Genomic DNA, 15,393 nt, shown 5'->3' with positions numbered 1-15,393 from the left:
GCAGAGAGAGCACTGTCAGCCCGGTATTTAGAGCAAAGTGGTCCCATCAAGAAAGCGCGATCGCTTTGGGCTCCCAACAGACACGGGAGCCCGTGCAGCATGTGTGATCACAAGGCGCCCTGCCCTTCGAGGACGACCAAAAGCGGCCGTTTGACCTTGACCTCTGTCGCCGCGGTGCGGCCCGTCAAAGGAGATACTCGTTGCACGAGTGAGGCTGGAAGAGGGACGGAGGTCCGAAGAGCGCACAAAGCTGCCGTTCGCCGCTGCGCGGCGCTGGGATGTAACCTGAATATCTGGTTCGTGGACAAGGTGGCCGTTGGTTCTATATACAAAACGGCCATTCTTGGGTTTAGAGTATGCGGATTTCGTAAAGCGGGCAGGATTATTTGTCTTCTCTTCCGTAAGCACAATATCTCAATTGGCACCCTTATTGGATGTTGAGGAGGCAGCTACCAATCGAATTTCCATCATATCTTTAGGTCCAGGCGCGGCTTCCAAAACGGGCGGAAGAGTTCAATCTTGGGGCATCGGTTCATCACGACTTTAAGGCCCGCCGCTTCAGCGAGTTGCGCTGCTTTGTCGTCGTACACACCGATTTGACCCCAAAGAACTTTTGCCCCGATTGCGATAGCCTTCTCGGCAAAGGCATAAAACTCTTCCTTCGGGCGAAAAACGTCTACCATATCAACATGTTTGTCGATCTCTTCCAGCGAGTGGTAGACCTTGAGCCCTCTAATTTCCGAAACATTCGGGTTAGGATTCACCGGTAGAATATCATAGCCGATTTCACTCAGCTGTCGCAGAACGCCATAGCTGAATTTCGTTTTGTCCGCGCTAGCCCCCACCATTGCAATGGTTTTAACCGACTGCAGGATGTCGGCGAGGTATTTGGGGTCGTAATCGTAGATGCGGTCGATATCTGCTTCGGGCATCGGTTAACCTTCCTTCGGCGTCGCAATGTCAGCCTTGAGTTCGTGGGGTTTGAGAGGGTCGAGAAACGGATTGCGGTACAGCTTGTCATGGCTCTCGACCCCGATCTCAAGCGTGATGTCGGATGTCGGACGTGCCACGCAAAGGATCACATAGCCGTTCGCGATTTGCCGATTATTCAGCGCAACCTGTCGGCGTTGATCGATCGCGCCAGTCTGTAGTTTTGCCGCGCAGGTAATGCAGCCGCCATACTTGCACCCAAAAGGCAAGTCGACGCCCTGTTCTCTCAGCGTTTCCAGAAGTGGCCGCCGCGCATCCACACAGTATTGCGCGCCATCTCTGTTCGCGATCGTCACGGTATACATAGTCATAGCCAGATGTCGCTTGTGCAATCACCGCCCGGATACCGGCTCTCGTGACAGCGCGATGGACCATTCGGTTCTTTGCCAAAGTCCACAATGAAATCCTCGTTGATCTTCATACCACCGTTTTCAGGGTCGCAATCGATCATCACCATAACCCCGCCTTTTTCGCGGATATCGGGATAGAACTGGTTATCCCAAGTCGAGAACAGCGAGGTCGTGACATAAAGCCTTCGTCCGTCGAGAGAGAGCTGGAACATTTGCGGGCCACCCGCGACCTCGACCCCGTTAACGATCGGAGCTTTACCCAAAAGGCCCCCCATAAACACTTGGCCTGTCAGCTTGGGATTATGCGGGTCGGTGATGTCATACTGGCGCATATCTCCATGCAGCCAATTGTTCAGGTACAAGTATTTGTCGTCCATCGAGACCAGGATCGCCGACATAACCCCCGGCAACGGGATCGGCCATTCGGGGTGCATCTCGTTTTCCACGTCGATGATCTTTTCCCACCGCCACTTTTTAGCATCGTCTTGCCACCAATGGATCACATTGGTCGAAAGAGCTGCGCCACAGAACCCATGCGTGCTGTCGGGGTCATGGTGGAACTTGACTTCCAGTGGCAACAGCCCGTCTTCACCCAAATAGAAGCTTTCGACCGGTTCGCGCTTTTCAAAATCCCAAAAATGCAGCTCCCGCCCATATTTCAGATGGCCCACTTCTTCCAGATCGAAGCCTGGCATGAAGGTATTGGGCGCAGCCCATTCGGAACTGACCATCACGTTGTGGCGTGGTTGGTACCAGAAGTCATAGCCGAATTTGATTTCGCCCATCGAGGTTTCCCAGCGACCGACGATGTTGAACTCTTTGTCGAGATGCAGATAGCCTCCAGGAGCCTCACCCTTGGCATTTCCAAGGAAGGAAATGATGATTTCCGAGCCCAAACAATGCACCGTATGCGGGCCCGATAAATCTGCCTTGGCCTTGATTTCGGCCCCGTCGATGACCTTATGCAACCGCGGCGCACGCGGGTCAGTGGCTGTATCAACGATGTGAAGGTTGTTAGAGCGTACACCCGGCAGGATCAGGTATTTGCGGGACATCGAGCCGTCGTCGTGACAGGACGAACAGGCGTTCCACCCCATGTGGTGAAGCTCGTCCCCAATCCCCGGCATTTCCAGCCTATGGATTACCTGAGAATAGGTCGGGCTGTCAGGGTCGACATCCACTGTAGCAAGGTAATCAGGTTTCTGGATCCCTGTCCCGGTGTAGATGGCGATCGTGTAGAGTAGCTTTTCGCGGGGGGCTTTGATGGCTTCTTGCGGACTCTTGAAGCCCGGTCCACAGCATTGTCCATCCATCGTATGCTCCTCCCTTGATTCCCCAAATTGTATCGTATATCGAAAACTTAGTTATCATAAAGTGAGAAAAATGCATCTCGAACGATTAGCGCTGGTTTTGGAAATCGTGGGTCAAAAAGGACGTGCGTCCGTAGCGGATATCTGTGCTCAGTCCGATATACCTAAACCGACGGCCTACAGGCTGGTTCAAGACCTTGTTTCGTCCGGCCTCCTTGAATCACCAACCCGCGGAGAGTTCGCGATTGGGAATAGGCTAAAGCGTATCACGTTGAGCGATCACTCTGATCCCGCTCTTTTGCAAGTGATTGCGCCTGTCCTATCTAGCGCCGCGAATGACTATGGCGCTGCGTTTTTCTTGTCTCGGCTACGGGGCCATTGGGTCGAGATTATTCATGTGGAGACACCGCAGACGGGCGTGTCTTTTCTTCATCCAGGTATGGGCAAACGACCAATGCACGCGTGCTCTTGCGCCAAGGCAATCGCCGCCGTTTCGCCTGAACTGCTGTCTCAAGACCGATTGGATGGGCAGCTTAAGCAGTACACAGATCGCACGATTGCAGACCCCAAGGATCTGGCCGCGGAACTCGATGTCATTCGAGCCAAAGGGTATGCCGAATGTGTTGAAGAGCTCGAGCGCGGAATCAGTTCTGTCGCTACAACGCTGACCAAGACAGGTGTTGGTGCGACGCTTTCAATCGGCGCTACGGCGTCTCTTCGGGTGTTTACACCTTCCGAGCGAGAAAAGATTGGCCATACACTTATCACAATGTCACACGAACTTGCTCGCGCGCTAGGATGGGGTGAAGCAGATAAAGAAAGGATACCCGCTTAGGTTCATGGGTATCGCAGTGCTGTAGATTAACACCATCCAGCAGGACAGGTGTGATTTGCGACATTCGCCGCTTTTAGATCAATGAAGGAGACAAATATGGAAGATGCAATGTTTGGTGGGTTCTTCGTGATCAACGTAAAACCTGAGTATCGGCAGCCCTTTTTGGACGCCAGCATCTTCCAAGCGCAAAATGTTGTCAGTGAAGAACCTGAAGTCTTTCAGTTTCATATTATGGTGGATGAAACAAACCCAAATCGTTTCTATTTCTACGAAGTGTTCAGGAACGAAGCCGCGGTCCAGGATCATTGGGAATCTGAAACTTTCAATAACTGGTTAAACACCGTCCGAAAGATGCTGGATGGTGAGATCGAACTTGTTGCCAGGATGCGCTCGCTTTTTCCGACGCCAAAAGGTTTCGAGGCGCAAAAAACAAGCCTGCTACTATGGTAAAATTAACCGACGTTTGAAGCTATCGCCGGTGCGAGAAAATTATGAGATTTGGTGCTTGTCCGCTTTGAGCTCGATGCGGACCTTCGCTGCAGTAGATCTGAACGACTGCTCAGCGGACTTCGCCGCCATTGGCCCGCTTTCACCGAAGGACCGTAGATAGCCCAAACCGGACATTTTCGAAAGTTGGCACACTACTACCAAACTTGATAGATTCGAAAAAAGGTTGCTATTGGGAAATGCGCATGACACGCCGACTTGCCGCCATACTTGCCGCCGATATGGTCGGCTACTCACGGCTTATGGCGGCTAACGAGGCGGGAACACTTGCTCGTCTCAAAGACCTACGCCGGGACATCATCAATCCAGGTATCGAAAGTACCGGAGGTGAGATTATAAAGCTTACCGGTGATGGCCTGTTTGCACTTTTTAGCTCGGTCGTTTCTGCCGTTGAGGCCGCAGCGACGCTCCAGAAGGCGCTGCACGCCGCCGAAGCCGAGAGCCCCACCGAAAGCCGGATCAGCTTCCGAATAGGCTTGCACATTGGAGACGTAATCTTGGACGAGGGCGACATTTATGGCGAGGGTGTTAATCTTGCCGCCAGACTCGAAGGCGTCGCTGACCCAGGCGGTGTCATTCTGTCTGACGACGCATGCCGGCAGGTTCGAGGCAAAATTGAACACGACATCATAGACCTTGGCGAAGTAGCGCTCAAAAACATCTCCAAGCCAGTTCGCGCCTACAAATTGGCGATGGAGGACGAATCTGGTTCCACGCAATACCAATCGCAACCCACTGACAAACCCTCAATCGCTGTCTTGCCCTTCCAGAACATGTCCAATGATCCAGAACAGGAATACTTCTGTGACGGCGTTTCCGAAGACATCATCACAGAGCTCTCGCGCTTTCCCGAGCTTTTCGTCATCGCCCGCAACTCCTCGTTTTCGTTCAGGGGTCGCCCCGTCACCCATATAGATGTCGCTCGTGAACTCGGTGTTCGCTACATGCTAGAGGGCAGCCTCCGTCGAGCCCAAAACCGCGTGCGCATTACTGCCCAACTCATCGACTGCACAAATGGAGCTCATGTTTGGGCTGAGCGCTACGACCGCACGCTAGACGACATCTTCGCGTTACAGGATGAGATTACACGCAGCGTGGTCGGCGCCATCGCCCCCCAGATATCCATTGCCGAAATAGATCGCGCGTCTGTGGCTCGAGATATCGACTTCAACTCCTACGACCTCTCGCTACGTGCAATGGCGATCTTCTATGCAGGAGGCTTCTACTCTCAGGAAAAGTTCGATGAGGTCATATCGGCCTCTGATCGCGCCATTGATCTCGACCCACGCAATGTCCAGGCGCATTGGATCAAAGCGTTTGCCTACTTGATGCGTTATCTATACCAGTTCGATGAGGACCCCACCGAAAACCTGGGCCTAGCTGAGAAAAGCGTTGAACCTCTGTTTCTTGGTGGTCAACTCGACCCTCGCGCCTTATGCGTTCGCGGTGTGGTTCGTCATTTCCGTGGGGATTTTGACGGGGCCAACGCCGACTTCAGTTTGGGCTTCACACTGAACCCGAACTTTGCCCGGAACATCTTCTTCATGGCCTGGCATGAGTCTTTGGTCGGCCGAACCACAGAGGCGCGCGAACATGCCCACCTTGCCCTCCAGCTTTCCCCACGCGACACTGATCTCTGGGTAGGAGACGCCTATCTGGCGCTCGCCCAAGCTGCCTTCGCCGACGCTGATTTTGAAGACGCAATGCATTGGGGTGAGCGCGCGATTCAGATGACGCCGCGTGCGCCGATCCGCCGGGCTCTTATGATCGCCAGTGCCGCCCACCTCGGGCGTGCCGAAGCAGGCCTGCCACATGAGCAGGCGCTAGCGGATTTCGCCCCAGCGTTCCTAGACAGCATTGTCTCCGGCGCTTTGATCCTCTTCCGTCTACACGAACACAACGCGCTTTTGGTCGAAGGCCTGAAGAAAGCTGGTGTTAAGCCGTAGAGTTGTTCCAAATGCCAAAGCTCGCAAACTACCGCAGACAAAACGTGCCAAAGGTAGATCCAATTTTGGCGCACTGTTCTCGAAAGGTTCTAAGCAATCGCTCATTGCTTCAATCGGCAACAACTGTTTCAGCCCAAAGCAGACGTTCTCAAGTTTTCACCCGCCGTCTGTTCTACGGGCAACGCAGCCATTCGCAAAAAATTGTCGTCGATGCGGCGCGAGCATGATCCGAGACCAATAAATTCCAATTTGATTATACATAATGTTGAAGTATCCTCCGACGAAGAAACGACATATAGATTGAAGGTGACGGAGCGGATGGTAAAAGGTCTCAAATCAGCAGTTGCAACTGTACTGACTGCAACGCTGATGACATGCCCCAATTTAGGCGCAGCAGACCAAGTCTCGGAGCAGATAAAAGCGCTGCTACGGTCAAATACGAATGCGAGTAGCACACTTTCTAACAATAAGAGTTTGGACGCAGAAATCCTTGTACCTCGTTTCTATTCAGACAGAGAATTTGCGCCAGCTTGGACAAGTTTTGAATTGGTCGACGAACTATTTCAGGAGTTGGATGGAGCAATTGATCAGGGCTTTACGCCGAGTGACTTCAAGCTAGAAGGGCTTCGAACCGCTTTCAAAGACTCACAGGGTGGCGATGCCTCAAATAAAGCGCTGTTCGATATTTTGGCGACCGACGCAGCAGTAAAACTCGTGCATCATTTGGTTTTTGGAAAAGTCGATCCAAATGCATTGGATGACGATTGGAACTTCTCAAAACCAGTGATTCAACAAGACCCTTCCATTGTATTGAGCCAATTTCTTCAAGGTGAAGGCTTCAGCGCTTTGATTGAACGCATCGATATCGACAACGCGCAATATACGATGCTCGTTGATGCATTGCGCAAATACAGAGCTATTGCATCAAAGGGAGGCTGGAACAAAGTCCCCGAAGAAACGGTTCTGAAGCCGGAAATGGTGGATCCTGCCGTCGCCGAACTGCGCAAAAGGTTAGCGACAGAAGGCTACGATGGAACAAATGAATTTCCAGAAATCAGCCAAAACGGCATAAATCCAGCTTGGGTTTATGACGATTACTTGGTGCAACTGGTAAAAACCTTTCAAAATCGTCACGGCTTGGAGGCAGATGGCGTCGTTGGTGGTAAGACCTTCGCGTCTCTCAACAAACCTGTCGAAGATCGCATAAATAAGTTGCGCCTCAGCCTGGAACGAGGCCGTTGGCTCATGCGGGAAATCGACGAGGAGTTCGTGCTGGTAAATATTGCAGGCGCTCGTACTTACTTGGTCACATCTGGCGGGACGCTTTGGACCACCCGGTCAATCACAGGATCAGCCTACCGCAAAACCCCAGTGTTCCGAGATGAAATTGAATACATGGAATTCAATCCGACTTGGACCGTTCCCGCCTCGATTTTTCGGAAAGACAAGCTTTCGCGGATCCGCAAGGATCCAGCCTATCTGGCGCGCAACAATTACGTAGTTCGGAACAAAGACGGGCAGACAATTCCTGCCAACACTGTGAACTGGGGAGCAAAGAACCCCGCCGTCACTTTGGTTCAGCAGCCGGGCCCAGACAATGCGTTAGGTTTAGTCAAGTTCATGTTTCCTAATAAATACGCTGTGTACTTGCATGATACCAACGACCGCAGTCTTTTCGACCGAAATGAGCGGAACCTAAGTTCCGGCTGCGTTCGTCTTGAGTATCCGTTCGAATTTGCCAGCCTTTTGATGGAGGGAGAGCCCGACTGGAGCCGGCAAAAGATGCAATCAATTTTGGATAGCGGGAAGACAACGCGAGTTAACCTACCCGAGCCCATGCCGGTCCTTTTGACCTATTGGACTGCTTGGGTCGAAGATGGGGCCGTTCATTTCCGTGAGGATCCATACGAACGAGATGCTCGAATTCTTGCTGCCTTGGACCGATGAACACGACATCCTCAAAGAAATGCGCAATCCCATTTTCAAACTGCAATAGTTGTCGTCACCAAAATGAACCAGCGCAGCTGCGTTCAGGACTCGCAAGCGCTCAACGCGCGGAGCAGCGCCGAGTGGCCGCTCTGGGCGGTCTACTAGACTTTGCAATGCCCGGTTTCTGAGAGAAGCAGACATTGGAGAGAGTTGCGCGGAATGACAGCTCTGCGGACTAAGCAGCTGTTCGCACTCAAGCACCTAATGACGACATTTAGCCTCTTTGCAGCCATTGAATCGATGCCCAGCATCCGGAGCAATGGCGTCAACCGGACATTCTTTGCAGACGCAAATTGGAGAGCCTTCCAATTGCTAAGCGATCATTCGGCTCCAACGCGGTGCTGTTTGTCGGTTTTACCCCAAAACCCATTTGGCCTAAGCGTTGTCGCCAAAAACCTGAAAACCGCAAAAATTGAACTTTCCTCACAGCTCATAAGGCGATGTAGTGCTCACCACACCAGATCATGTTTGGCTGGTTGAAAGACTGAAGACGCGTTGCCACCTGCTACGACAAAAACCTAAAGGGCTTCCTTTCTGCCATAGCAGTCCAGCAACCGATTTTTGTTTGCTACGAGGCCTAAGACCACCCTAAAATTTCTACCCCAAACCCATCGCAACCAAGGGCAATAACACACCCGACATGGCTATCGATACACCCATCGGATAGCTGGCTTTTGGTCGCATTGCGAGCCAGCGGCATTCCGGAAATCCAATTATCGAGCGGGTTGTGATCACAAACAGCATGCCCACGACCATGGACAGGGTGAAAGTGTAGAAGAACAGCAAAAGAAAGTAGCTGGGCACAAACATTGTCAGCGCGGCGATTGCCTTTACGTCCCCTCCACCCCACAGGCGCAGCATGAAACCAAGAAAACCAACGACAAATACGCCGACGCCGAAGATCGCGCGGTATAACGTCTCGTGGAAGGATAGAAACACGGGCGTGGAGAGGACAAAAGCGGCGAGCATAATCAGCACCAGCCTATTGGATATCCTGAGGTTCTTCAGGTCATTCCATGCCATTGCAGCCAAAAGCGGAGTAATGACGATCAAGGGGACGAACTGCGCGACTTCAGGCGACATTTTCGCTACTCGCAGTCAGCGATTGGCGCTTGACCATCGGGGTCAACAAATCATGGATCAATTCGGGTTGAGAGGACGTTTCTGTTTTGACGTAGATATTGCGAAGATGCGTACGCAGTGTCGAAATTGAAATCGACAACTCGGACAACAAGGCGTTGTTGTTCAATCCCCGCGCCAATAAAACGCAAACCCGATATTCCGAGCGGCTCAGCCGACAAGGGTTGTCCATAGACAAAATGCTTTTTGGTTCTTTCTTGATAAGCTTTCGGCGCGTGTTTTTCTGCTTCGCTTCGGAAAACCGACCAAGAGATCTTTTCTTCCAGCAATCCGACAGAACAGGGCCCAGAACGCTCAGTATATCAACCACAGCCGAAGAGATGGGGTGGCTAAAATGCAATTCCAGAAAGTCGGCGACACCATTTTGCCTTTCCAGCAAAATGGATACGGACTCGTAAAATCTGCGGAACTCATAGAACTCTGATAGATGTTCGTATTCAGAAAGGTCATCGAGCTTGCCGAACCAAGCCGACCCCAGTTTGGCCCGGCTCATGTTGTTGCCGTAGATGGCAGGCGCGATGCAGAAGTCGAAACCGCTGAAACTGTCCGGCGTCTTGTGATTGGCGTCGTAGCTCAGCACTTTTGCCGAATTCTGATTGCCTTGCAGGTCCACCCGGCTGATTGAAACGACTTCCGCATCAATTGCGCGAGCTGTTTCGCGCAGTGCATTTAGCAGTGGGACTTTCCCCTGAGTCGCCTGGCAAAGGACAGCTACGACTTTAAGAAGTTCTGACGTTGGTGCCATTGCACCGGGCGCGAAACGATGCGCCGAAAACAAACTATTCATACCGTTTAACATTGACCGAAACCCGATCACTCCTTTCGACAAACACCCCCACCCGTCGATTGCGTCGCGATTTTTTGTGTGGCCGGACTCCACTTAACTACCTAAAAGCTTACTCTTTTCTCTCTAAACTGGGCAAAATCTGCCGAAACTAGACGCCCGTTTTGTCCTCGTTTTGGAAACATGACCTGCCCGAACACGCGATTACGGCGGATACGGCCGGGAATTCTACGCCCCAAAGCCCCGGAAGTATCGAATCATCGAAGGTGCGGCGGTAATGATGATCAGCGTCGGCAGCATCAGCGCGGCCAGAACAGCGGACATCTTTACCGGTAGCTGGTTTGCCAGTTCCTGTGCCCGTGTTTCGCGTGAGTCCCGCATTTCAGACGCATAGGTGGTCAGAGCTTCGGACATACTGGTCCCGTAGCGTATGGATTGCTGGACAACAGTGGCAAAAGACTGGATTTCATCAACCCCTGTACGCCGCGCCATGTCAGACAGCGCAGTTGCGCGGGGACGCCCGGCCTGAATCTCGTGCTGGGTGTTCAGAAACTCAAACGCCAGATCAGGGGAGGCCAGCGCCAGCTCGTTCCCGACCCGGGTCATGGCGGCATCAAAGCCCAGACCGGCATGAAGTGATATCTGCAACAGGTCGAGGGCGTTCGGAAATGCGTCACGGATACGTTGCTGACGCTCTTTGCGGCGATGCTTCAACCAGGCTGCGGGAACAAAATATCCGACCGCCGTCAGCAAACCAATAAGCTGAATAGCGTTGGCTTTGCTGATGGATTCAAAAATGCCAGTAATCGCGCTGGGAACGGGGATGCCAGGCGTTCTTGAGGCAACGATGAGCAGACCCACAATCATAGGCACGAAAATTCCAAGCCAAACCCGCGTTAGTGTGTAGATACGCAAGGCATTCCGACCAGTCAGCCCGGCCTGAATCAGCTGATCCTCGATCTTGCGCCGCTCAGCCTCCCTACTGGGCAGTGCGGCCTTAAAAAGACCTTTAGGGGTGACGAGAGTCTCCCGCAACAGTCCACGGTCATTGCGGGCTTCATACCTTTGGGCGCGCAGATTGGCGATGCGGACGGCCGCTGGATGGCGGCGGCTCAACGCCGAGGTTACGGCAACAAACACCAGCAAAACGCCAAGGCCAAAGACGGTCAGCAGAATTGTTTCGGCTGGCCAACCGAAACGAAGCGAAATGATTTCCAGAATATTTTCCATGAAACTGTCCTCAGATACGGAAATTAACGAGTTTGTGCAGGATGATGACGTTCGAGACCATCAGAACGACAACCAGCACTGCAAGTTTAATGAATGCGGGATCGTCGCTGACATCGGTGTAATATCCCGGCGCGTTGATCGACATTAACCCCATGATCACCAGCGGAATGATCGACAGAAGAAACCCGGACAGCCGTCCTTCTGCGGAAATGGCCTTGATCCGCGCGCGCAACGCGATGCGCCGTCTGACAACAGTGGCCAGAACGGACACGATCCGCTCCAGATCGCCACCGGTACCGTGTTGGATCGCCATGCTCGCCGCCAGGTATTGTGCATCTTCCGAGCCGACCCGGTCTGCAAAGTCCTGAACCGCGTCGGGAAGCTCATCACCAAAGCTGATCTGGTCGAAGATGATACCAAACTCGGACCCTATCGGATCTTGCATCTCGTCCGCGACGGCTTTGATCGAGGTGTTGACCGGATGGCCAATTCTCAGGCCGCGCGCCATCAGCTCTAGCGCATCGGGCAACTGACTAGTCAAAGCTTTTTGGCGTTCAGCCTGCCGAGATTTCACGATCAAAGCAGGCAAAACTACACCCAGGATGAGCGCAATCGGAGCCGCTTGCCAAGGCGGTAGGAACATCATACCGGCGGTAGCGATCGCCAGAGTACCAAACAGGCAAAGCAGCACGAAATTCTTTGCTGAAACATGCAGTCCCGCCTGAATCAATGTATCCGGCAAATTCCCAAAAAACGGAATTTTCGCAAAAAAGCCTGTCTGGGTCTCAGGAAGCAGCAAGGCCAGCCGTTCTTCATCGGACACGCCTTGCCGGACCATGCGCATCCGGCGATTGCGGGCCTCTGCATGGTTTTCACCGCGACGGGCAAAGTGGAACACCCCGGTAATCAGCATGAAAATTCCGACGAAGACGCAAGCCAGCGTCAGATAGTTAAGAAGTTCTGCGGTGTTGATACTGGTCATGCCTCAGCCTCCTGATACTCGGAAAATCTCGGGTTCGAGATCGACACCAGCAGCTGTCAGCAAATCATAGCATTTCGGGCGAATCCCGGTGGGAACAAACTGACCAAGCACTTCGCCGTTTTCCGCGCGCCCCTTTTTCTGGAACACGAAGATGTCCTGCATGGTGATGATCTCACCTTCCATTCCGGTAATTTCCGAGATGCTGGTGACGCGGCGCGAACCATCCGCCAACCGCGACAGATGCACAATGAAGTGCAGCCCCGACGCAATCTGGGATCGAATGGCTGCGGTGGGAAATTCGATACCCGTCATCGTGACCATCTGTTCTAGGCGACCCAATGAATCGCGCGCCGAGTTCGCATGTACAGTTGTCATCGAGCCATCATGGCCCGTATTCATGGCCTGAAGCATGTCGAATGTTTCCGCTCCGCGAACCTCGCCGACAATGATCCTGTCAGGACGCATACGCAGCGCGTTGCGCACCAGATCGCGCTGAATAACCTGGCCGTCGCCGGACGGGGACGGCGGGCGTGTTTCCAGGCGGACGACATGCTCCTGCTGGAGTTGCAGTTCTGCGGCGTCTTCGATGGTGACGACACGTTCGCCATGGTCGATATACGAAGACAGGGCGTTCAACATCGTTGTCTTACCCGACCCCGTCCCGCCGGCGATCAGAACGTTCAAGCGCGCATAGACCAGCGATTGCAGGAACCGCGCGGCGGCATCATTCAGAGCGCCATTTGCGACCAGCTTTTCCATCGTCAGCTTCGACTGCGCGAATTTACGGATTGAAACGCTGGGGCCATCAATAGAACAGGGGCGGATGATTGCGTTGACACGGCTGCCATCTTCCAGCCGGGCATCCACCCAAGGTTGGCGTTCATCGACGCGCCGCCCGATCTTGCTGACGATCTTGTCGATAACCCGCAGCAGGTGTTTTTCATCGCGGAACCGCACCGGCACGCGCTCCAGCAGACCAGAGCGTTCGACATAGACCGTCTGATAACCATTAACCAGAATGTCGTTGATCGTTGGATCGGCCAGCAATGGCTCCAATGGGCCAAAACCCAGAATTTCGTCCAAGAGTTCTTCGACGATGCGGTTGAAGTCTTCGGTATTCAGCGGCCTGCCGGTTTGTGACAGAGCGCCACCAACAACCCCGGCGACTTCGCGCCGCAGCACGTCCTTTTCAACCTTTTCGATCACCGAAAGGTTCAGCCGTTCCAGCAAAGCCTCGTGCAAAGTGCTTTTTAGCTCAAGCCAGTCCGCGAGTTCGGTATCTTCTGCTGTGGTGTCTGGCTGAATGTCCTCGGCCAGTCGATCAGCATGCTGGTTCAGATGGATAACTTCGGCCTCATTGGTTCGCCCAGCGCGTGTAAACTTTTCAAACATCCCTTTGACTCCAATTAGGCTGCGTTGTTTCTCAGGTCGGTTTTGCCGACCATGGTTTCATTCATGATTTTCCGGCCCATTGTGCGGATCGCCTTGGACAAGGCACAGTTGCCTGAGGCCTGCGACAAGAGCTGACCCCGATCCAGCGCCTGCTTTGCGTGGCGCGCGTCGCTAGGCAGCCAAAAGCGCAATTCGCGTTCCAGCGCCTTTTGGGCTTCGACATGTTGGCTTGACCGGAATGTCGGTTTCGTTTCCTGGCTGATGACGATCTCAACCGGAGGTTCGAGCCGCTCTTTTGTGAAGAATTCGATCAAACGGCAGGCTTGACGCACCGAAGAGACCGAGCTGTCGCCCACCATCAGCATCCGGTCGGACGCGGTCACAACTGCGCCCAGCCAATCGACCAGTACACGTGGCAGATCAATGACGACAAAGTCGAATTCCAGTCGCAGAGTCTCGATCAACGCGCTGACCTGTTCGCGTGTCAGAACATCCAGAGGAATGAATTCCTCGGGCGCGCTCAGGACTTCTAAACCGGACGCATGTTGCACCAGAGATTGCTGAAGGAACGTCCGGTCCGGCATGACCCCATCCTGGGCCATTCTCAAAAGCCCGGAAGAAGGCTGCAAGTCCAAGGACGTCGCGACCGTGCCGAATTGCAAATCTAGATCTACGACGGCGACCTTGTTTTGCGTCTTTTTCCGGAAGATGCCGGAATAACCCTGCAACTGGTCGGCCAGGTTGATGGACAGCGTCGACGCGCCTATGCCACCACGGGCCGGGCATACGCTAATGATCTGTCCCAGCCGCTGCGGTTGCGGCGAGTAAATTGTCGGCAGCAAGGACTTGTCAACCGTCAGACGTTGAATCTGGTCGGCCAGTTCGTCCTGCCCGATGGGATAGGGCAGAATCTCATCCACACCCGATTTGCTCAGCGCACGCGCTTCGGTCAATGAGATGTCCCGGTCGCTAAGTGCCAGCAAGGTGCCGCGCGAACCGGAGCCACGACGAAGATCGCTGACAGTTTCCAGTTCCAATTCGCCTGAAAAGCTGAACACCAGCAGGTCATTTTTACCCATCAGATCACAGGCGCGACCATTTACCGAAGACAAGGTCCCGGAATGTGTCTCTAGCGAAAGATCATCGAACCGGTCGACGGCCTGGGCGACTGAATTCTTAATCGCCTCATTGTCAGAGATTAGGGCTAATGATTTTTGCGTCATTCTTCAGTTCCCATGATTAGAAATTTAACCGTTGACTCCGCTGGCGAGGTCTTCGCCAGGAAGGGTTGCGCTAAAGTCGGAAAATATTTTGAAACCCGTTGTCGCGGTGGTCAGCGCATCGGTTTCTGGCGTTGAGCCGCCCAAAACCAGCGCTGCGATCGAACCCAACGGAGAGACGAACCGGAACGGAAGTTCTTCGATCGTCACTGTGACCATCGGCACATAAGGGCCACCCAGGAAATTCATTTCCGGGTCGAAATCGTAGGTGAACGTGATGTTGCTTTCGTCAAAAGTTGCGGTGGGATCGTTGGGAACGGCAAACTGAAGCATGTTCCAGATGTCGGTCACGGTGGTCTGGGCAGCTGCATTCGCGGGGGCCGCACCGGTGCATACGGTGGCTGCCGGTTCGACGCAGACGCCAGCGGCGAAACTGCAATTGGTTCCGAACCGCGGGCCGGTGATATCGGTATAGGTTCCCCGGGCGTTGGTTGTCGGCACACCGCCACATGCGGGTGGCATCACGGCCGCCATCCGAGCGGCGACCTGTGCTGTTTTTTCAGCCGCCACATAGTGGAAGGCCAATCTGCCGAAATCAATCAGACCCAGGAAAATCAAAAGGAACAACGGCAGGACAAAGGCAAGCTCGGTGACCGTCGACCCATCTTCCTGACGGACAAATCGCGACATTCCGCGGGTTATTTTGCGAATGCAGTGG

At 53.5% G+C, this 15,393-nt stretch carries 14 protein-coding genes; 4 read left to right on the top strand and 10 right to left on the bottom strand.

What is annotated here, in order from left to right:
- Positions 1 to 467 precede the first annotated feature (467 nt).
- From GS632_RS14545 to GS632_RS14535, 3 genes are read right to left on the bottom strand one after another with little or no spacing between them, the layout of a single operon-like run.
- On the bottom strand, positions 468 to 932 hold the full coding sequence (locus GS632_RS14545) for a CoA-binding protein (protein ID WP_170754812.1): 465 nt from the start codon (positions 930 to 932) through the stop codon (positions 468 to 470).
- 3 nt (positions 933 to 935) lie between these two features.
- Positions 936 to 1,301 (bottom strand): 2Fe-2S iron-sulfur cluster-binding protein, encoded by a 366-nt coding sequence (locus GS632_RS14540; protein WP_010437915.1) that lies wholly within the window; start codon positions 1,299 to 1,301, stop codon positions 936 to 938.
- The gene (locus tag GS632_RS14535) at positions 1,298 to 2,653 is read right to left on the bottom strand and encodes a selenium-binding family protein (protein WP_171181688.1); all 1,356 of its coding nucleotides are present in this window, start codon (positions 2,651 to 2,653) and stop codon (positions 1,298 to 1,300) included. Before GS632_RS14535 ends, GS632_RS14540 begins: the two co-directional genes overlap by 4 nt.
- Before the next feature lie 70 nt (positions 2,654 to 2,723).
- Here GS632_RS14535 and GS632_RS14530 point away from each other — a divergent pair, with 70 nt between their 5' ends.
- From GS632_RS14530 to GS632_RS14515, 4 genes are all read left to right on the top strand, one after another.
- Complete coding sequence (locus tag GS632_RS14530) at positions 2,724 to 3,485, top strand: IclR family transcriptional regulator (RefSeq protein WP_171181690.1); 762 nt, start codon at positions 2,724 to 2,726, stop codon at positions 3,483 to 3,485.
- A 96-nt stretch (positions 3,486 to 3,581) separates the two neighbouring features.
- On the top strand, positions 3,582 to 3,935 hold the full coding sequence (locus GS632_RS14525; RefSeq protein ID WP_170789612.1) for a putative quinol monooxygenase: 354 nt from the start codon (positions 3,582 to 3,584) through the stop codon (positions 3,933 to 3,935).
- A 242-nt stretch (positions 3,936 to 4,177) separates the two neighbouring features.
- Positions 4,178 to 5,938, top strand: coding sequence for an adenylate/guanylate cyclase domain-containing protein (locus GS632_RS14520; protein WP_171181692.1), 1,761 nt, complete (start codon positions 4,178 to 4,180; stop codon positions 5,936 to 5,938).
- Between the two features lie 318 nt (positions 5,939 to 6,256).
- The gene (locus GS632_RS14515) at positions 6,257 to 7,885 is read left to right on the top strand and encodes a murein L,D-transpeptidase (RefSeq protein ID WP_253284482.1); all 1,629 of its coding nucleotides are present in this window, start codon (positions 6,257 to 6,259) and stop codon (positions 7,883 to 7,885) included.
- A 639-nt stretch (positions 7,886 to 8,524) separates the two neighbouring features.
- Here the strand turns inward: GS632_RS14515 and GS632_RS14510 are convergent.
- From GS632_RS14510 to GS632_RS14480, 7 genes are all read right to left on the bottom strand, one after another.
- Positions 8,525 to 9,010, bottom strand: a complete 486-nt coding sequence (locus GS632_RS14510) for a prepilin peptidase (protein WP_171180488.1) — start codon at positions 9,008 to 9,010, stop codon at positions 8,525 to 8,527.
- Positions 9,000 to 9,854 carry a LuxR family transcriptional regulator gene (locus tag GS632_RS14505; protein ID WP_171180491.1) on the bottom strand — a complete coding sequence of 285 codons (855 nt, stop codon included), beginning with the start codon at positions 9,852 to 9,854 and terminating at the stop codon, positions 9,000 to 9,002. The genes GS632_RS14510 and GS632_RS14505 overlap by 11 nt, the downstream gene beginning before the upstream one ends.
- 225 nt (positions 9,855 to 10,079) lie before the next feature.
- Positions 10,080 to 11,081 (bottom strand): type II secretion system F family protein, encoded by a 1,002-nt coding sequence (locus GS632_RS14500; RefSeq protein WP_171621211.1) that lies wholly within the window; start codon positions 11,079 to 11,081, stop codon positions 10,080 to 10,082.
- Positions 11,082 to 11,091: 10 nt separating this feature from the next.
- Positions 11,092 to 12,063, bottom strand: coding sequence for a type II secretion system F family protein (locus tag GS632_RS14495; protein ID WP_171235427.1), 972 nt, complete (start codon positions 12,061 to 12,063; stop codon positions 11,092 to 11,094).
- Positions 12,064 to 12,066: 3 nt separating this feature from the next.
- Entirely contained in the window at positions 12,067 to 13,455 is a 1,389-nt protein-coding gene (locus tag GS632_RS14490) for a CpaF family protein (protein WP_171235428.1), read from the bottom strand.
- 14 nt (positions 13,456 to 13,469) lie between these two features.
- Positions 13,470 to 14,678 carry an AAA family ATPase gene (locus GS632_RS14485; protein WP_171235429.1) on the bottom strand — a complete coding sequence of 403 codons (1,209 nt, stop codon included), beginning with the start codon at positions 14,676 to 14,678 and terminating at the stop codon, positions 13,470 to 13,472.
- Positions 14,679 to 14,702: 24 nt separating this feature from the next.
- Positions 14,703 to 15,365, bottom strand: a complete 663-nt coding sequence (locus tag GS632_RS14480; protein ID WP_171180507.1) for a TadE/TadG family type IV pilus assembly protein — start codon at positions 15,363 to 15,365, stop codon at positions 14,703 to 14,705.
- Positions 15,366 to 15,393: the final 28 nt, after the last annotated feature.

It is taken from the genome of Ruegeria sp. HKCCD7296 (assembly GCF_013110775.1).
Taxonomy (GTDB): Bacteria; Pseudomonadota; Alphaproteobacteria; order Rhodobacterales; family Rhodobacteraceae; genus Ruegeria.
This window is presented reverse-complemented; position numbering and strand designations above follow the sequence as displayed.